The 18,026-nt window shown below is 59.9% G+C and carries 18 protein-coding genes and 1 pseudogene; 10 read left to right on the top strand and 9 right to left on the bottom strand.

Going from position 1 to position 18,026, the window contains the following annotated elements; all coding sequences use genetic code 11:
- Window positions 1-34 precede the first annotated feature (34 nt).
- On the bottom strand, window positions 35-793 hold the full coding sequence (locus GSQ93_RS27280; RefSeq protein ID WP_158938732.1) for an SDR family NAD(P)-dependent oxidoreductase: 759 nt from the start codon (window positions 791-793) through the stop codon (window positions 35-37).
- 159 nt (window positions 794-952) lie between these two features.
- Here GSQ93_RS27280 and GSQ93_RS27275 point away from each other — a divergent pair, with 159 nt between their 5' ends.
- Window positions 953-1,867, top strand: a complete 915-nt coding sequence (locus tag GSQ93_RS27275) for an AraC family transcriptional regulator (protein ID WP_158938731.1) — start codon at window positions 953-955, stop codon at window positions 1,865-1,867.
- Window positions 1,868-1,907: 40 nt separating this feature from the next.
- On the opposite strand, the gene GSQ93_RS27270 is transcribed toward GSQ93_RS27275, so the two are convergent.
- Both GSQ93_RS27270 and GSQ93_RS27265 read right to left on the bottom strand, forming a co-directional pair.
- Complete coding sequence (locus tag GSQ93_RS27270) at window positions 1,908-2,552, bottom strand: flagellar biosynthesis protein (RefSeq protein WP_158938730.1); 645 nt, start codon at window positions 2,550-2,552, stop codon at window positions 1,908-1,910.
- 688 nt (window positions 2,553-3,240) lie between these two features.
- Window positions 3,241-3,810, bottom strand: coding sequence for a thioredoxin family protein (locus tag GSQ93_RS27265; protein ID WP_158938729.1), 570 nt, complete (start codon window positions 3,808-3,810; stop codon window positions 3,241-3,243).
- A gap of 212 nt (window positions 3,811-4,022) precedes the next feature.
- On the opposite strand from GSQ93_RS27265, the gene GSQ93_RS27260 reads away from it, so the two are divergent.
- From GSQ93_RS27260 to GSQ93_RS27245, 4 genes are all read left to right on the top strand, one after another.
- Entirely contained in the window at window positions 4,023-4,394 is a 372-nt protein-coding gene (locus GSQ93_RS27260) for a GFA family protein (protein ID WP_158938728.1), read from the top strand.
- Between the two features lie 135 nt (window positions 4,395-4,529).
- Entirely contained in the window at window positions 4,530-5,270 is a 741-nt protein-coding gene (locus tag GSQ93_RS27255) for a response regulator (protein WP_158938727.1), read from the top strand.
- Window positions 5,267-6,580 carry an ATP-binding protein gene (locus tag GSQ93_RS27250; RefSeq protein WP_158938726.1) on the top strand — a complete coding sequence of 438 codons (1,314 nt, stop codon included), beginning with the start codon at window positions 5,267-5,269 and terminating at the stop codon, window positions 6,578-6,580. The genes GSQ93_RS27255 and GSQ93_RS27250 overlap by 4 nt, the downstream gene beginning before the upstream one ends.
- 219 nt (window positions 6,581-6,799) lie before the next feature.
- Window positions 6,800-7,843: an alpha/beta fold hydrolase gene (locus tag GSQ93_RS27245; protein WP_158938725.1), complete on the top strand. Its 1,044-nt coding sequence runs from the start codon at window positions 6,800-6,802 to the stop codon at window positions 7,841-7,843.
- A gap of 81 nt (window positions 7,844-7,924) precedes the next feature.
- On the opposite strand, the gene GSQ93_RS27240 is transcribed toward GSQ93_RS27245, so the two are convergent.
- Both GSQ93_RS27240 and GSQ93_RS27235 read right to left on the bottom strand, forming a co-directional pair.
- Complete coding sequence (locus GSQ93_RS27240) at window positions 7,925-9,229, bottom strand: MFS transporter (protein WP_158938724.1); 1,305 nt, start codon at window positions 9,227-9,229, stop codon at window positions 7,925-7,927.
- 73 nt (window positions 9,230-9,302) lie between these two features.
- On the bottom strand, window positions 9,303-10,682 hold the full coding sequence (locus GSQ93_RS27235) for an NAD(P)H-dependent oxidoreductase (protein WP_158938723.1): 1,380 nt from the start codon (window positions 10,680-10,682) through the stop codon (window positions 9,303-9,305).
- Between the two features lie 161 nt (window positions 10,683-10,843).
- Between GSQ93_RS27235 and GSQ93_RS27230 the strand changes: the two genes are divergently transcribed.
- Window positions 10,844-11,740 (top strand): LysR family transcriptional regulator, encoded by an 897-nt coding sequence (locus tag GSQ93_RS27230; RefSeq protein WP_158938722.1) that lies wholly within the window; start codon window positions 10,844-10,846, stop codon window positions 11,738-11,740.
- A 91-nt stretch (window positions 11,741-11,831) separates the two neighbouring features.
- On the opposite strand, the gene GSQ93_RS27225 is transcribed toward GSQ93_RS27230, so the two are convergent.
- From GSQ93_RS27225 to GSQ93_RS38330, 3 genes and pseudogenes are all read right to left on the bottom strand, one after another.
- Entirely contained in the window at window positions 11,832-12,191 is a 360-nt protein-coding gene (locus tag GSQ93_RS27225) for a phosphatidylserine/phosphatidylglycerophosphate/cardiolipin synthase family protein (protein WP_158938721.1), read from the bottom strand.
- 141 nt (window positions 12,192-12,332) lie between these two features.
- Window positions 12,333-12,845 (bottom strand): ATP-binding protein, encoded by a 513-nt coding sequence (locus tag GSQ93_RS27220; protein ID WP_158938720.1) that lies wholly within the window; start codon window positions 12,843-12,845, stop codon window positions 12,333-12,335.
- A gap of 179 nt (window positions 12,846-13,024) precedes the next feature.
- Window positions 13,025-13,135: pseudogene (locus GSQ93_RS38330) on the bottom strand (AraC family transcriptional regulator); the annotation flags it as partial.
- 69 nt (window positions 13,136-13,204) lie between these two features.
- On the opposite strand from GSQ93_RS38330, the gene GSQ93_RS27210 reads away from it, so the two are divergent.
- Window positions 13,205-14,137, top strand: a complete 933-nt coding sequence (locus GSQ93_RS27210; RefSeq protein ID WP_158938719.1) for a flagellar brake protein — start codon at window positions 13,205-13,207, stop codon at window positions 14,135-14,137.
- A 175-nt stretch (window positions 14,138-14,312) separates the two neighbouring features.
- Entirely contained in the window at window positions 14,313-14,927 is a 615-nt protein-coding gene (locus GSQ93_RS27205; protein ID WP_158938718.1) for an HAD family phosphatase, read from the top strand.
- 274 nt (window positions 14,928-15,201) lie between these two features.
- Here GSQ93_RS27205 and GSQ93_RS27200 read toward each other — a convergent pair whose 3' ends face one another.
- Complete coding sequence (locus GSQ93_RS27200) at window positions 15,202-16,059, bottom strand: LysR family transcriptional regulator (protein ID WP_158938717.1); 858 nt, start codon at window positions 16,057-16,059, stop codon at window positions 15,202-15,204.
- A 105-nt stretch (window positions 16,060-16,164) separates the two neighbouring features.
- Here GSQ93_RS27200 and GSQ93_RS27195 point away from each other — a divergent pair, with 105 nt between their 5' ends.
- Both GSQ93_RS27195 and GSQ93_RS27190 read left to right on the top strand, forming a co-directional pair.
- Complete coding sequence (locus GSQ93_RS27195) at window positions 16,165-17,052, top strand: NAD(P)-dependent oxidoreductase (RefSeq protein ID WP_158938716.1); 888 nt, start codon at window positions 16,165-16,167, stop codon at window positions 17,050-17,052.
- On the top strand, window positions 17,049-17,978 hold the full coding sequence (locus tag GSQ93_RS27190) for an AEC family transporter (RefSeq protein ID WP_158938715.1): 930 nt from the start codon (window positions 17,049-17,051) through the stop codon (window positions 17,976-17,978). The genes GSQ93_RS27195 and GSQ93_RS27190 overlap by 4 nt, the downstream gene beginning before the upstream one ends.
- The last annotated feature ends 48 nt before the right edge of the window (window positions 17,979-18,026 follow it).

Genomic DNA, 18,026 nt, shown 5'->3' with positions numbered 1-18,026 from the left:
GCCGCGCTTGATGACGCTTGCAATATGCCGGCTCCTAGATATGAATGCCGCCCGCGACTTCGATCCGCTGCGCGTTGACCCAGCCGAAAGCATCGGACAAAAGCGCAGCGATCACGGGTCCGACATCCTCTGGCACGCCGGCTCGACCCAGCGCCGTATGATCTGCCACCGCCTTGTTGACCTGCGGATTATCGCGCACGATTCCACCACTGAAATCCGTGGCAATAGCGCCTGGTGCGACGACATTCGCGATAATCCGGCGCGGTGCCAGCTCTACCGCCATGTATCGCGTCAACGCTTCCACAGCCGCCTTGATCGGCCCGTAGCCGATTCGATTCGGCATGGCGAAACGAGCGAGTCCCGAGGAGATATTGACGATGCGGCCACCGTCATTCATGAGCGGAAGCAGCTTTTGCGTCAGGAACAACACGCCTTTGAAGTGGACGTTATAAAGCGCGTCCATCTCCGCTTCGGTGATCGTCTCAAGGCTCGCGCTGGATGAGGTCCCGGCATTGTTCACGAGATAATCGAAACGCTCGACACCCAGTTCGGCAAGCGCTTTCCGGACCTCTCCGGCAAAGCCGTCGAACGTGCGTGTATTGCCTGCATCGAGCTGTAGCGCGATGGCCTGTGCGCCTGACTCCGCGCTGAGCGCGACAACCTTGTCGGCCTCTGTCCGATTGGACTTGTAGGTAAAGATGGCATGCACCCCTTGCTTGGCGAGGCACAATACGGTGCTACGGCCGATCCCGCGGCTGCCGCCGGTGACGATCGCGACTTTGCTAGCTGGCATAGCTTGGTTTCCTTTAAGACACCGTCATTGACTGTCGACGTATGGGCTTATTATGTCGACGGCATAGCGGCGCGAGAATGCCGAAACTACCCTATTTCCTGCCTATTCCTGTCCTGCATACCAGCGCCGAGCGGGAATCAGCATGGAAGGAGACCTGAGATGCCGGACCCATTGGCCGAAGCGCTCCTGCGCTATACGAACAATCAGCCTGGAGAGAGCCCCTTCATGACGGCGATCGACGGACTGGCCATTCTTCGATCAGACCATCCCAAGCGACCCGCGCACATGATCTCCAGGCCGGCTCTGTGCATCGTGGCGCAGGGCGAGAAGTGGGCGACGTTCGGTGGCAGCAAACTCGTCTACCGTGCCGGGCAAGCGCTCCTGGTTGGCGTCGAAGCGCCCTCCATAGGACGTGTCGTCGAGGCAAGTCCCGGCGAGCCTTGTCTCGTTCTTGCGTTCGAGCTGGATCTTGCGGTCATGCGAAGCGTCGCGGACGAATTGGATGCACCGCCGCTCGCCAGCGAGGAGCCATGCCGCGGCATCTTCGTCACCGACTTCCAGGGACCGCTGGCCGATTGCGCACTACGCCTGGTACGCCTGCTTGATACGCCCAAGGCCATTCCCGTGCTTCACCCGCTCATCCTGCGCGAGATCTGCTATTGGCTTCTCACCGGTCCGCATGGCGTCGATGTCGCCAGACTGACACTGGCAAATGGACCCTCGCAGCGGGTGATCAGCGCGATGCACAGCTTGCGCAGCCGTTTCAGGGAAACAGTCCGTATAGAGGACCTTGCCGATATTGCGCAGATGAGCCCTTCGGCTTTTCATCGTCAGTTCAAGGTGTTGACTTCGCTGACACCCTTGCAGTATCAGAAGCAACTCCGCCTGCTCGAAGCGCGCCGCCTGATGATTTCCTGCGCTGCTAACGTGGAGACGGCGTCTTTTGAGGTCGGCTATGAAAGCCCCTCGCAGTTCAGCCGGGAATATGCGCGCATGTTCGGCACGTCTCCGAAACGTGATGCGACGGCGCTGCAGGCCGCGCTGCGGGAAGATCGCGCCACAGCGAACGCTTAAAGCAAGCGTCCGTCCGTCAGTCAGCGAGCGCCAGAGCGCGCTACTTCCCGCTTAGCAGGTCCTTGGTCCGCAGGGTAATGGCCGCCAGGCCTTTTTCGACGATCTCCTGCCAGTCGCTGGCAACCACTATCTGCTTGGATTCGCTAACGCGAGTCTTGAGGGTCTGAGCACCATGAAGCGCACCGACATCGCCTGACAACTGCAGCTCTGACTTCTGGTTGGTCGTAATGGACAAGAAGCCGGGCTGGAACCAAGCCCAGAAATCGATTATTTGTGCAGACACTGGAGCGGCGGCGGCAAAGTTAGGGTCACCCAGCTTCACGACAATGTAACCCGCCTCCTGAAAGCCTGTAGCCAATGCGCTTTCAACAAGGCCGGCGGCTGTTTTGCCTTCAGGAAGCACTACATCGCCGAGCGCCTTGCCATAACCGTTTCTCTTCCGACCGATCGCACGAGCTTTCGACGCATCGCTGGAATCTTCATCAGGATCCAGTGACGCCATGTCGGCGCTGGGGGGCTTGACGGTAAAAGTGCGGTTGTCCTGGACTGAATCAATGCGGACGTATTTTCCCGTTGCAGGGTTTGTGCCTAGAGGCGCGGAGACGTCGACAGTTGAACGGCCCACCGCGCATCCGGCGAGGATGGACGCGGCAAGGCTATAGATAGCGATTCGACTTAACAGCATGATTGTTTTACCCCTGGTTGATTATTTTATTTTGCCAAGCCGGACGTTTGACGATGCCCGCAACAAAGCGCATGCGTTTGAGCCGATCTTGCGGGATCGGAGCATACCGTATCTGTCGTTCACTAATCCAGTGTCTGGACTACTGTTTAACTTCTGGCGTTTTCTTCTAAGGTTTTCTTATGCCCGCTCGCCACATGACGACCTCCGGTTGCCCGCGGTGATCGTCATGTGGATCGATTCTGGCTTCGTTCAAGTCGCACATGCAAGACGCTAGAACTCCCTTCGATCCATCAACCGCGCAGCGGTCGCAAGCCCGCACGAATGCCGCCGCCCGGTCTTGTCTCCGCTTGCCGATTGGGCGACGTCAGTAATCGCTTGATTTTTTTCTGCAAAAGCGAGCTGACTTAATGAGCCCGCAGCAACGGCCGCCGCTGCCGCACTAACAAAACGACGGCGAGACAGCGATGGGGGAAGAACGTTGTCTAACATGAAATTCCCGGTTGGCGATGAAGCAGGGCTCCCAATCAATGGCAACGTGATCTCACGAGCCATTGAAAGACGATATTCAGCGTAGAGTTCGCTTGATATCTGTTTAATTAGATATGCGAATGTATTGAGTGTTCGTCAAAAATTGAGGCTAACGCCATGTTGTGTATCACCTCGATGCGCAGGACCATTGCGATACGAATCACGGGTTTTCAGCCAACAAGGATTTAATCTTTGCCTCGGTCTGTTGGTAGTCACCTTCGCCAAAGTGCGTGTAGACCACGCGCCCTTGCTTGTCGACCAGATAAAACGCGGGCCAATACCGGTTGTCGTAGGCGTTCCACGTTGCATAGCGGTTGTCTTGCGCTACCGGGAATGTAATGCCGAGGCGCTTGATGGCCGTCTGCACGTTGTCCGTGTCGCGTTCGAACGGGTACTCGGGTGTGTGCACGCCGACCACCACCAGGCCCTGGTCCTTATATTTCTGGTTCCAGGACTTCACGTAGGGCAGCACGTCGATACAGTTGATACAGGTGTAGGTCCAGAAGTCGACCAGCACCACCTTGCCGCGCAACTGCTGCAAGGTCAGCGGATCGCTGTTGAGCCATTTGTCGATACCGGTAAATTCCGGAGCGGTATGCCCGGTTCGAACCGGGCTTGCTGTAGCACTAGCTGTTGGGCTCGCAACAAGACTTGCGATTGCCGCGGCACTGCTTGCCACGGCCACAGCGAACAGGGCGACGATAGTGACTGTTTTGAATCGGGAGTGCATGTAAGGGTCCTTTCAGGGAGGGGAACAGAGCGCCGATCCAGGCGTTCCAGTAATTGGCATGGCTGTATTGGACCGTCCGCTCGTATCTGGCTTGTGTCGCCGAAGCGGCTTGGGTGCAATGTTTTGTGTCAGGGGAACACCCAGATACATTGGGATACAAAGCCTCGCGCGTACTGGGCTATAAAGCAGCCATGTCAAACGCGGAGAGCCGCATGAGCACCGAACTGCTGCACGGATCCTGTCATTGCGGGATCGTGAAATTTGAAGTCCGTACCGCCGTCGTTCCTGCTGCGCGTTGCAATTGCAGCCTGTGCCGGCGCAAGGGCGCGCTGATGACGCCGCCGTTCGCTGCGAGCGAACTGAAGATCCTGAGTGGCGAGGAGGCCCTGACGCTTTATCAGTTCAATACGCGCACGGCGAAGCACTACTTCTGCAAGCATTGCGGCATTTATCCGTTCCACCAGACGCGCAAGGATCCGCAACTCTGGCGCGCCAACATCGGTTGCCTTGAAGGCATCGACCCGTATACGCTTGAGGCCAGCGTGGCCAACGGCGCCAGCCTGTCTGTCGTGGAGGATGCATGAGACGGCTAATGGCAATTCTCGCCTTCGTCGCGGGCGGACTTGCAGCGGAAATGGCGCACCCTGTGCCCTGTTCGCTGGTCAACATGAATACGGTGAACCGGGTGCGCGTTAATCGTCGGAAGGATTGAGCCATTGATGGAAAACACCGACCACGTGCTGATCGTCGACGACGATCGCGGCATCCGTGAACTGCTTGCCACCTATCTCGAGAAGAACGGCATGCGCGTTTCGCTGGCCGCCAACGGCCGCCAGATGCGCACCGTCCTCGAGCAGGGCGCGCCTGACCTGATCGTGCTGGATCTGATGATGCCTGGCGAAGACGGCCTCGTGCTGTGCCGGGAATTGCGTGCCGGCAAGTTCCGCTCCGTGCCGGTATTGATGCTGACCGCCCGCAGCGAGGAGGCGGATCGCATCGTCGGGCTGGAAATGGGCGCCGACGACTACCTGTCCAAGCCGTTTGCAGTACGCGAACTGCTGGCGCGCATCCGCTCCGTGTTGCGCCGCGCACGCATGTTGCCGCCCGGCATGCAGGTGACGGAAACCGCGCCGATGATCGGCTTCGGCGACTGGCGGCTCGACACCACCGCGCGCCATCTGCTCGACGCAGAAGGCACCATGGTCGCCCTCAGCGGCGCGGAGTACCGCTTGCTGCGCGTGTTCCTCGATCATCCACAGCGCGTGCTCACGCGGGATCAATTGCTCAACCTGACCCAGGGCCGCCAGGCCGATCCCTTCGACCGGTCGATCGATCTGCTGGTCAGCCGCTTGCGGCAGCGCCTGCAGGACGTCGCGCGCGAGCCCCGCTACATCAAGACGCTGCGCAGCGAAGGTTATGTATTTTCAGCGGCCGTGACCATGATCGAAGGCACGCCATGAAGCTGAATGCCGTGTTGCATTGGCCGCGCACGCTGTTCGCGCGGCTTGCCCTGATTCTCTTTGTCAGCCTTGCGCTGGTGCAAACACTTTCAGTCTGGCTCACCGTGACGGAACGGGACCAGACCATGACCAACGTGATGCTGGGTTACATCGAACGCGAGGTCACCAGTTCGGTCGCGCTGCTCGATCATTTGCCGCCGAACGAACGCGCCGAATGGCTGCCACGGCTGGCACGGCGCACCTACACCTTCAATCTGGGGCCCGGCGTCGCCGGCGCGCCGCCGGATGCGCAGCTCTCTGCGCGGGTCGCTCAATCGATTGCGGATGGCATCGGCAAGCGCTATCCGCTCACGGCCAATGCCGTGCCGGGTGACCCAGACCGTCTGCAGGTTCATCTGCAACTGAGTGATGGCACGCCGCTGACGATCGACTACCACCCCATGCCGGGTGCGCCGCTGTCGCCGTGGTTGTCGTGGCTGCTCATCCTGCAACTGGTGGTGCTGGCCGCGTGCTGCTGGCTGGCGGTACGGCTCGCGACGCGTCCGCTGAGCCAGTTGGCACGAGCTGCCGATACCCTGGGTCCCGACCTGAAGGCGGAGCGTCTGCCCGAAGACGGACCCGACGAAGTGGCGCGTGCGGCTCGCGCGTTCAACGCCATGCAGGACCGCATCAAGATGTACATGACCGAGCGTTTGCAGATCCTGGCGGCCATTTCGCACGATCTGCAAACGCCGATTACCCGCATGCGTTTGCGCCTCGACGTAATGGACGACAGCACCGAGGGAGCCAAGCTGCAGCAGGATTTGCATGAAATGGAAACGATGGTCAAGGAAGGCGTGACGTACGCGCGCACTATGCACGGCGCGAGTGAGGCGCCCTTGCGTATCGATCCCGACGCGCTGTTCGACAGCCTCGTGCTCGACTATATCGATGCCGGCATGAACGTCTCGCTGCACGGGCGAATCGACACTGCGCTGGTGACTCGCCCTCAGGCGTTACGCCGGATAGTCGGCAACCTCGTTGATAACGCGTTGAAGTTCGGCGGCACGGCCGAGATCAGGCTCGCCGCCTTGCGGGAGGGGCACGTTACGGTCTCGGTCCTCGATCGCGGGCCGGGTATTCCGGCCGAGTCGTTGGAAGCGGTGTTTGAACCCTTCTACAGGCTGGAAGGATCGCGCAACCGTGGAACGGGCGGTACCGGGCTGGGCCTCGCGATTGCGCGGCAACTGGCTCTGGCGATGGACGCAACGCTGTCGCTGCATAACCGGCCCGACGGTGGTCTGGAAGCCAGGCTTTTGCTTAAGGCGTAAGCCAGTTTCGGATGACTCATTGACTACGCGGCATGCCCGTTCTTGTATCTCAATGTATCTCCACAGTCGGTCAATACATAACGTTTCACTGACGCTCTTCGCAGACACAAGCCAGATACGTTCACGGGTTCCAATAGCGTCATGCCAGATCGTCTGGCTTCGCAAGCGAGGCGAAACATGCGCTGCGCTTGTGTGGCGAATCTTTGAGGAGAATCAGCAATGCCGGACCAGATCAATACTCGACGTCGTCGTCTGCTTGAAACGACCGTGGCAGGGTTCAGTTTGATGGAGTTGGGGTTGAGCGGACTGGCCAAGGCGCAGTCGAATACACCTACGGCCGGCACGCGATCTGCCACGCGTGTTGCTTCGTTCGACAACATCCGGCAAGTCAACATCGGAACACTGAGCATGGGTTATGCGGAAGCGGGTCCGCAGAATGGACCGGTGGTCATCTTGCTGCACGGCTGGCCCTACGATATCTACAGCTTCGCTGAAGTGACGCCGTTGTTGGTGATCGCGGGCTATCGGGTCATCGTGCCGTATCTGCGAGGGTATGGCTCTACGCGGTTTCTCTCTGCGGATACGCCTCGCAACGGTCAGCAAGCTGTGGTTGCCGTCGACATCATTGCATTGATGGATGCCTTGAAGATCGACAAGGCCATCTTCGGCGGCTTCGATTGGGGCGCGCGCACGGTCAATATCATTGCCGCGCTGTGGCCGGATCGATGCAAGGCGATGGTGTCGGTGAGCGGGTATCTGATCGGTAGCCAGGAAGCGAACCGGGCGCCGCTGCCGCCGAAGGCTGAGCTTGCGTGGTGGTATCAGTTCTATTTCGCCACGGAGCGCGGTCAGGCGGGGTATGAAGCGAACCGCCATGACTTCAACAAGCTGATCTGGCATACCGCGTCGCCTAAATGGAATTTCGACGATGCAACGTTCGACCGCTCGGCTGAGTCGTTCAATAATCCGGATCACGTCGCGGTGGTGATTCACAACTACCGCTGGCGTCTGGGGCTGGTCAAGGGCGAGCAGCAATACGACGAACTCGAAGCGCGTCTGGCGAAGGCGCCGACCATCTCTGTTCCGACCATCACCATGGAGGGCGACGCCAACGGCGCACCCCATCCCGATCCGGCCGCCTACGCGAAGAAGTTCACCGGCAAGTATCAGCACCGCAACATCGACGGCGGTATCGGACATAACCTGCCGCAGGAAGCACCGAAAGCATTCGCCGATGCCGTGATTAATGTTGTTCGCCTTTAAGCGGATTTGCGGGTCGCTGGGTCTTTTAATCGCATAGCCGTTGCGCCGACGATCGGGCATACGTCGGCGCGTCCTGCCTTCTCAACGGTCCGCCAATTTCCCCGAGATAGTTCGCACCAGCAAAGCACCCAGCACAAGACACGCGGCCACAAAATACAGCCCCATGCGATTGTCGTGCGTCGTCACGTTGAGCCATCCCACCGCATAGGGCGAGACAAAACCGGCGAGGTTACCCACGCAGTTGATTCCAGCAATTCCGACAGCCACGGAAGTGCCGGCAAGGAACGACGATGGAATGCTCCAGAACAACGATAGCGCCGACAATATGCCCGCAGCCGCCACGCTCAACCAGATCACCGCGAGCGTCGGATGGTGACCCACATAGCCACTCGCAGCGAATCCAATTGCACCGATCACAGCGAGCACGGAAAAATGCATCCGGCGCGAGCGGAAGCGGTCCGAGCTCATTCCAGTGAGCACGATTGCGGGAATGGCGACAAGGTAGGGAATGGCCGATAACCACCCGATCGTCGATATGTCGCTTAAGCCCGAGTCCTTGATGATCGACGGCAACCAGAAGCTGATACCGTACAAGCCAATGATCTGGCAGAAGTAGACTGCACAAAGTTTCCAGATGTGTCGATCGGAAAGAATCGCGCGAAGGTTGTGATGCGTCGTCTTCTCTGCATCCTCCCGGTCGATCTCGCTCGTGACTAACGCTTTCTCATCGTCGGTCAACCACTTCGCTTGCGTGGGACGATCGACCATCAAGGCGAGCACCGCAAAGCCGCACAGCAGCGCCGGAAGCGCTTCGATCAGGAACAGCCACTGCCATCCTGCCATGACGGTTGAATGGCTAAAGCTGCTGAGCACCCATCCCGACAACGGACCGCCAACCACGCCCGACAGCGGAATCGCGATGTAATACACGCCGAGCGCGAAGCCGCGTTTTCGCGCGGGAAACCAATAGGTCAGGTACAACATGATGCCCGGCGAAAAACCGGCTTCGGCCACGCCCAGAAAAAAGCGGGCGGTGTAGAACTGCATCGGCGTTTTCACCAGCAGCGTGAGCGCGGAAATAATGGCCCACGTAATCATGATGCGCGCGATCCAGAGACGCGCGCCGACCCGATGCAGGATCAGGTTGCTCGGCACTTCGAAAATAAAATAGCCAATGAAGAAGATGCCCGCACCCAGACCATATACGGCATCGCTCATGTTCAGGGCATTGAGCATCTGCAACTTGGCAAAACCGACGTTCACCCGGTCGAGATACCCGCACAAATAACACAACACGATGAACGGCATGATGCGCCAACTGATCTTGCGGTATACATCGGTACGCACCGACGGCACCACCAAAAGGCTTTCGCTGATATGGCTCATGTCTCCTCCGTCGTCCTTTGCTGGACGTTATAGAGTGTGGCCGGGCGGACGCCCGGCCATCGATCAGGCATGCTTATGATGCGATTTTTTCCGTTGCGACCTCCACGCCCAGTTCCTTGCGGAACAGGGCCTCCATCTCAAGGCGCACGCGCACGGATTCCCTGGCGGAATCGAAGGCCACGTCGCTCCAGCGAACCGGTTGCCCCGCCGCCACCGGGCGCTGCAGCACCATGTTGTGCGCGAGACCAATGGGCAGCGCGCCCTGTACCAGCGAGTCCACCGCGGGCATCAGCTTGCCGTAGACGGTGTGACCGCCCTCGCCATCCAGCCGTTCGCCTGCTCGCAGGTCACGCTTCGCGGTAGCCGCAACGTCTCCGTGAAACCCCGTGGTTGCACCTGTGGCCTCCCCGCGCACCGCAATGCTCGCAATCGATACCCCAAGTTCGAGGCCGATAAGGTGATACGGTTTGTACATGGCGGCGAAACGCCCGCTCTTGTCTGTCTTGAGACCGTATTGCGAGAAGCAGTCTCGAACGTAATCGGAAGGTGCTTCAAAAACGGCATAGACACCCCAGCGCAAGTCGCGGAACACGGGACGTCCATCGCGTTCAAGCGACGACACCACTTCCACGCTGCCGCGATGCGGAAGGATTCCGCCCTCGGAGGCCGGGCGCAGCAGCTCCGGCAGGTCATCGACACCGCAAGCCGGAAACGCGAGGCCGTCAGGAGGTGGACGCAAATCGCACGCGTTCGATACCGCCGCCATTTCCAGCGCCGACTTCGTGCCGTCGAGGAAGGAGTTGAACATCTGCGCGTTGAAGTCGCCGGACGCGACCTGCTCTTCCGTGAAGCCGTAATGGCTCCAGACGGTGTCGGGGGTCGACTGGTGAAAGACCGGCAAGTACTTGGTGCCCTTGCCGGCGCAGATGACGTCGAAGCCGATCGTGCGCGCCCAGTCCACCATTTCGGCAATCAATGCCGGCTGATCGCCCGAGGCCATCGAATAGATGATGCCCGCCTCCGCCGCGCGCCGCGCAAGCAGCGGGCCGGCGAGCACGTCGGCTTCTACGTTGACCATCACAATATGTTTCTTATACTTGCAGCACAACAGCGCGTGATGAATGCCCGCGATAGGACTCCCCGTTGCATCTATCACGATATCCACGTGGTCGCTTGCGATCATGGCGTCGGAGTCGTCGGTGATGAAGGTCGAACCGGTGCGCAACGCTTCAGCCCACGAACGCGCCGAATAACGCGCTTCTTCCCAGCCGACACGCTGCATCGCGGCGCGTGCCCGTGCCGGCGAGAGGTCTGCAATGCCGACCAGATGAATGCCCGGCGTACGCGGTGCCTGCGACAGGTACATAGAACCAAATTTGCCGGCACCGATCAGTCCTACTCTGACGGGACGCCCTGCCTGGGCACGGGCCTCGAGCTTCGCAATAAGCGACATGCTGTCTCCTTTATTCATACGGTTGAATCGCGGTTCGTCTATGTTGTCCGTAGCGGAAACGAACCGCGCGCCTTCATCGGGGAGGGCATGGAGCCAAAGATAGCAGCCCGCTTTTTGCAATAGAATGGGCAATTCCACAACCGCGCTGTGCAAAAATCCCCATGCGAAGATTTGATTGGGATTCCCTACAGGCCTTCCTCGCTGTCGCTCGCGCGGGGCGTCTCACTGTCGCGGCGCAGCAAATGGGCGTAGACCATTCCACGCTAAGCCGGCGTGTCGCTTCGCTTGAGGCGAGCATCGGCGCACAGTTGTTCGAGCGGCGTTCAGTCGGCTTTCTGCTGACGCCCGAAGGCGAACGGCTGATGACCGATGCCGAGGCAATGGAGAGCCTCGCTCTGCGCATCAATGCGCGCCTGGGCGATCAATCGGTTGGATTGACGGGGACGGTCAGAGTCGGCACGCCAGAAGGATTCGGGACCTACTTTCTTGCGCCGAGGATCGCGAAGATCACGGCCATGCATCCGGATCTGGAGATAGAACTGGTCGCCAATCCGCGCATGTTCAGCTTGTCCAAACGTGAAGCGGATATAGCAGTAAGCATGACGCGCCCAAGTCAGGGACGAGTGTATGCACACAAGCTCAACGACTATTCCCTTGGGGTTTATGCATCGCCTCAGTATCTAGAGACGCATGCGCCCATCACTACGTTCCAGGATATCTTTAATCATCCGTGGATCGGCTATGTGGAAGATCTGATGTGGAGCGCCGAGCTTGACTACCTGTCGCAGATCTCAACATCGCTCACGCCGTCTGTGCGTATTTCGAATGTGATCAGTCAGGCGGCAGCCGTTGGCGGCGGCGCGGGGATCGGCGTGTTGCCGTGCTTTATCGCGCGTATTGATCCCACCCTCGTCCGTATTCTCCCCGATGAAATCTCGCTAAGCCGCTCCTACTGGCTGGTCACGCATGCTGATTCGCACGATGTAGCCCGCGTCAAGCTCATAGCGGATTTCATCCGCGCCGAGTGCAGCGCATCCGGATTGTTCTGGGCGGCTTAACGCCCCACGCAACGCTAAGATCTGCACAAAATCTTGCTGGCTATTTTTTTCACATGTGGATGGCGCGCGTCTGTTCAACGCGGCGCTCGCGCTAGGTGTAGAGGCACGCTAGATTGCCCTGCATGGCGAACGTCTGTCCGTATCCGCTGCTCTCGGGATTGGGCCGCCAGAAAATCACGCGGACGTCAACGCCTCGTTCGACCGCACGGTCCAGGACATCGAAGATCGAGCCACGTCCGTCCGGCATCTGGAAATCCGTGGCAATGAAAGTGAATGTGATCCAGACGCTGTGCTGCGCCTGCTCCACGGCTTCGCCAATCCGGCGGAAAGCAGGGGCGCTATCGACCAAAGGCGAAACCCGATTCCCTCCTCGCCTCGGATAGGAACCATGCGCGATGAACGGAATGTGTTGCCCGGATGCGGTGGTTGCAGGCGTGTCATGCTGATCCATTCGGCGCTCCTTGTCCGCGCTGTCGGCGATGTCAGCGATGTTGTAATAGGCAGAGCACGATACCGGAAATGAGTGACACGGCGCGCTATTGACAGACAGGCGCCGTGCTGATTCTCACGCGACGTAAGCAGAGGCTGCTTACTACGTGGAAGCGTGCAGCACTATGTGAAAACCTTCGGTGGTCGATGGCGGGACAAAGTACTGCGTTATCTGGTCGAACTGGGCATCGCTCGTTTCGAACGGGTGCTCGCCCGAGGCATTCCGAGCCCTAAGCCGAGCCTTGCAAATCTCATCACTGACGTCGAGGTGGTGAAGCCGGTGTCCCACGCCGGCGCCGTTGAATAACTCGCGCCCCCACGCACGGCTATTGACGGTATTGAAGGGGAAATCGAGGATCACGGACATCCCGTTGGAGAGAAGTGCCTGGACATGCTCAGAGAGCGCTCGCCTGATGCGCCCCGAGCAACGTACATAGTCATCCAGCGTACGGATTTCTCCTGGATAGAGATGCGCCATCCAACTATCCTCGCTGATGACCACGGCATTCTCTGTGCGCGCCAAGCGTTTCGTCAGCGTTGATTTGCCTGATGCAATTTTGCCGCAGACCATATGAAGAACGGCTGCTTCTTCCGAACTACTCGCCTTGTGGCTCATGATTTCCAGCTCCTCTGATAGAAGCCCGGAAAGCGAAAACCCGCCTTCTGGGCGGGTTGCTTGCGAACGTTCAAGTCGAGAGCTATTCCGCCGATACGGTAGCGGCAGTAATAATCAATTTGACGAGAAATTTGTTCATGGAGCAAATAATATCGCCCGGAGCGAAAAGGGACAAGCCGTCAGCGCAGGTCGGCGCGAAGATCGCGCGCGCCTCTTCCCAAGCGTTGACGCAAGAGCGTACGTAGCGTTGCTCCATCGACGTAACCGGCCTCGGCAGCGGTAGCATCGAGAGTATGCCCTTGACTCAATGACCCGCACGTAAGACGATTGTCACTGCTTCGACCCTCCCCTCCGAGACCATGACCGACGACGTTCCTGTTTTATCGACACCTTCAGCGTCCAACCGTCTTTCGCCCAACGACGTTCCGGTTGGCGAACCGCTTGAGTGGTCTATCGCTAGTGTCGATGGCGCGCTCTTGTTCGAAGCCGGCACCACAGTACCGAACCAGGCCGCGCGAAGTTTCCTGTTCGAGAACTTCGAACCCTACAAGTTTGAAGCGGCAGGGGCAGATAGCGTCAATGATTCGACGCAGACCGCTCTCCCAAACGCGGGGTCGCCCGAGGACGAGTCCTCAGGGCCTCTCACACTCGACAATATCGGCCTGAAGATCGGCGCACGCCTGGGCTTGCGTGCGGCCGCCGGATCGGCCATGTATTCGAGCCGTGTCATTGGATTCTCCACGCCGGGAGCGCGCCGCGCACGGGCGGTATTCATCACGCAACCTGTCATCTCAGGCCATCAGCCGCTGAACCTCGCCCGTGGCGAGCGGGTCGAGCTTGTCGCGCTGGCGGCCCGGTCAGTGTTCCAGTTCGCGTGCACCGTCGACGCCGTATGCCACGAACCATTTCACTACCTCGTGTTGTCGGAACCCGGAAATATTCGCCGCTTGCGTGCCCGCAAATTCGTACGCATGACCACACGAATGCCTGCTCATTTTTTCAACGCGAGCAGCGAGGAGCGCGCCCTTCAACTCGGCCTGATCCGCGACCTCAGCCCTTTCGGCATGTCGCTAGCTGTTGCTGAACCGAATGCGAGGCTCGACGACCGGCTCCGCCTGTCGTTTCGTTTCAACACTGACGACACCGACGTCAACATCGACTGCGACGCCATAGTGCGCCACGTCCAGGAGCTCGACGCACAGGGTACTAACGGCGCGTATGGCCTGGAGTTCGTGAAACTTGAATCGTCCGAGCGCATTGCATTGAAGTCGCTGATGGCGGAGCAAATTTGAATCGGCCCTGTTCAAGGGCGTCCAAGCAACCAGAGGGCGGTCTGTCCGCGGGCGTTAGGCCGTGTTTAACCACGGTGTTTTTCGTCGAGGCACAATAGACGCGTCCAGCGGCATCACGGCATATTGCCCGATGAATGCTTCGCCCTCTGGAACCCTTTGCCGCGAGGCCGACCCCATGACAGTATCCCCCGCGCTAGTCCTGTTCGACATGGAAGGCGTACTGTCTCACTACGACCGATCCGCACGAGTCGATCACCTGTCGGCCGTGTCCGGCCAGGCGCCCGAGGCCGTGCGTCACGCCATCTGGGGGTCCGGGCTCGAAGCGCGTGCTGATGCCGGACAGATCAGCGACGACGAGTATCTAAGCGCATTGGGCGGCCTGCTAGGCTGCCCAATTCATCGCGATGACTGGCTGGCTGCGCGGCAGGCGTCGATCACGCCTTACACAGAAGTGATCGCACTCGCCGCAAAAGTAGCCGAACGCTGCCGGATTGCGATACTGACAAACAACTGCCGCCTGGTCACGGATCATATTGGCTATCTGAATCCACCGGTCGCGCAACTCTTCGGTCCTCACGTGTATGCATCTGCTTCGTTCGGCGCCGCGAAGCCGGCGGCTCAGGCCTATCTCCGCTGTCTCAAACAACTCGGCGCGGGCGCGGACGAAACGCTTTTCATCGATGACACGGACACCAACGTAGCCGGCGCGATCAATGCCGGCCTGCATGCATACAAGTTTGTCAGCGCCGATGCGCTGGTCGAGGAACTCGAACGTTGGCAGTTGCTTTAGCGCGTGCGATTGGCCTCGGTTCAAAGCAGGTCAAGCCGGGCAACTGAACATCCACCGAACGCCGAATCGATCGGTCAGCTTGCCAAAGTAACTACCCCCAGGGTTGGACGGCAAGCGGAGTGGTCACGTTTGCGCCCTGACCCAATCGTTCGAATAGCTGGCTTGTCTGGTCGCGGTTGTCCATTATCAGGATGTGCGCCGAACCGGGCATGCATGATCTTGCCTCGCATCGACTCATACCGGATCTAAACGACGGCAATGCCCATACGTACGCTCAGGACCATCGCAACACACCGTCGCGAACATATTGTGCAAATGCCCGCGCCGCCGGTCCACCGTTGGCCGGCAAATGCAGACTGATCGCAAAGTTCGGCAACGCCGGCATGCCGGTATCTGTATCGAGGATATCCATGTCGGCGGGGACGGTAGACGCCAACCATGCGGTGATCGCTAGGTCGCTTCTCACGGTCGCGGTTGTCGCCTCGATGTTGCCGCTCTCGAACACGCTTCGCCATTCGAGATTCTTTTCGCGCAGCGCATGTAAAACGACCGGCCTGAACGCGCAGGATTCCGCCACGATCGAGACGGGTAACGGTCGCTTCAAATGCGCCATTCCCCCTCTTGCGCCCACCCAGACAAGTCGTTCGACCCGCAGGCATTCGCCCGCCGCGATGTCCGTGGCGGCTTCTATGACCGCCAGGTCGAGCGAGCCGCTCGCAAGCGCTTTGGAGAGCTCTGGCGAGGTTGCGCACATGAGCGATATCTCCACGTAGGGGCAGGCTTCCGCGAACGCCTTGAAGATGGGCGGAAAGCACGTTCCCACGAGGTCATACGGCACGCCGATACGCAGCGGTCCCTGTAGCGGACGCGTTGCCATATCCGCCCAGATTTCGTCGTTCATTCCAAGCAAGCGTTTCGCCTTGCCCAGAAAACGTTCGCCGATACGGGTCAGTTCAAGGCGGCGGCCGTCTCGCTCGAACAGACTGCAATCGAACGATTCTTCGAGCCGCTTGATCTGCTGGCTCACCGCCCCTTGCGTCAGGTGAAGGCTGTTGGCGGCCACCGTCATGCTGCCATGGTCCGCCACAGCGACGAAGGTCCGGACGAGATTGATGTCGAGATTCTGGGTCATGGACACATTATGTATCGTAATGCGCTGCATCAATAAGTATCGTTTTCCTAATGCGACAAGCCGGAATACAGTGCGATCCACCTAAGTAATTCGGCGAAAAGGATCATGACAACGCAGACAGTTGGTTTCATCGGACTCGGCGCGATGGGGGAAGCGATGGCGCTGAACCTCGCGAAAGGCGGCACGCCGCTCGTGGTCTGGAATCGCACGCCGGCGAAAACGGCGACGCTCGTCGCGGCCGGCGCAGAGCTTGCACACGATGCGGCTGAGGTGTTCGCGCGCGCCCCGACCGTCATCCTGATGCTGGTCGATGGCGCCGCGATTGACGCGGTCCTCGACCGTAGCGGCCCCACCTTCGCGTCGCGCGTACATGACCACACGATTGTCCACATGGGCACGACCTCCCCGGCCTACTCGCGTGGCCTGGAGGCCGAGATCCGCTCGGCTGGCGGACGCTACGTCGAAGCGCCCGTCTCGGGGTCGCGCAAGCCCGCCGAAGCGGGCCAGCTCGTCGCCATGCTTGCCGGCGACGCCGATGCCGTAGAAGCCCTCCGTCCGCTGCTCGCCCCGATGTGCCGCGAGACCATGGTGTGCGGACCTGTTCCGAACGCCCTTCTGATGAAGCTATCGATCAACCTGTTCCTGATCGCACTCGTCACGGGGCTGGCCGAAGCTATGCATTTCGCCCAGCGCAACGGCCTTGATCTCATGCAGTTCATGGCCGTGCTGAACGCCGGCCCCATGGCAAGCGATGTATCACGTGTCAAGGCGCCGAAACTCATCGACCGGGATTTCGCGGTGCAAGCCGCGATTTCCAACGTGCTGGAAAACAACCGCCTGATCGCCGAGGCGGCGCGTGAAAACGGTATCGCTTCCCCGTTGCTGGACGTCTGCCACGCGCTCTATGGCGAAGCGCTTGGACTTGGCCTCGGAGAAGCCGACATGGTTGCGGTTCTCAGCGCGATAGAAGCGCGCAGCGACCTGCAACAATGATCGGTTTCTTCCTGCTCAGCTTGCCGGTCTTTGGCGTCATCGGGGTGGGATGGGCAGCAACGCGCGCACATCTCCTGGGCTCCGGCGCGCTGGATGCGCTGAATGTCTTCTCATTTCGTTTTGCGCTTCCAGCGCTGGTTTTGCGGCTCATCGCGGCGCAGCCGTTGCGTCAATCATTCAATCCCGGCTTCTATGCGGGCTACCTTGCCTCGGGCACCGTCGTGTTCATGCTGGTTCTGGGCGTGTCGCGCTTGACCGCTGCGTCGACCGGCGCGGCGGCCGGCGCGCATGCGACTACGGCCACCGTGAGCAACCTGGGTTTCCTTGGGCCGCCATTGATGCTCGCCTTCTTCGGCGAGCGTGGAGCAGGCCCGCTGGCAATGGCAATCCTCGCGGAGATCATGGTGCTTCTCTCCCTGGGCGGCGTGCTCATGGGCGCGAATGGCGGCGGCAGGCGCGGCATCGGTGCGCAGATCCTGCGAGGCACCGTGTTCAATCCGGTTGTCGCGGCAATCGCGTTGGGCGCGGTGCTGGCGGGCACGGGACTCGCGCTGCCTGAGCCGATTACGCGCTTTCTTGCGTTCCTCGGCGGCGCGGCGGGTCCAACCGCGCTCTTTGCGCTGGGCGGCGCCCTCGCGTTGCAGCGTTTTGACCGCGGTACCGCTGTCGCTGCATGCCTGATCAGTCTCGTGAAACTTGTCGTGTATCCGCTGTTCGCGTGGCTTGTTCTCAGACACGTGATGAGACTCGAACCTTTCTGGGTGCAGGCAGGCGTCCTGATTGCGTGCCTGCCCTCAGCCGGGAATATCTATGTGCTCGCGCAGCGGTATGACGCCGATCCACCACGCGTGTCGGCAGCTATTCTTCTGTCTACCATTGTCAGCGTCGTGACCTTTCCGTGCGCCGCCTGGCTCGTGCTTCGCTAAGGCTCGCGTGAACCTGTGCAGTCGATCGATGAACGACTGTATATTCAA

The organism is Burkholderia sp. S171 (assembly GCF_009766085.1).
In the GTDB taxonomy this organism is placed as follows: Bacteria; Pseudomonadota; Gammaproteobacteria; order Burkholderiales; family Burkholderiaceae; genus Caballeronia.
The sequence above is the reverse complement of the archived record's forward strand: the minus strand, read 5'-3'. Positions and strand labels throughout refer to the sequence as shown.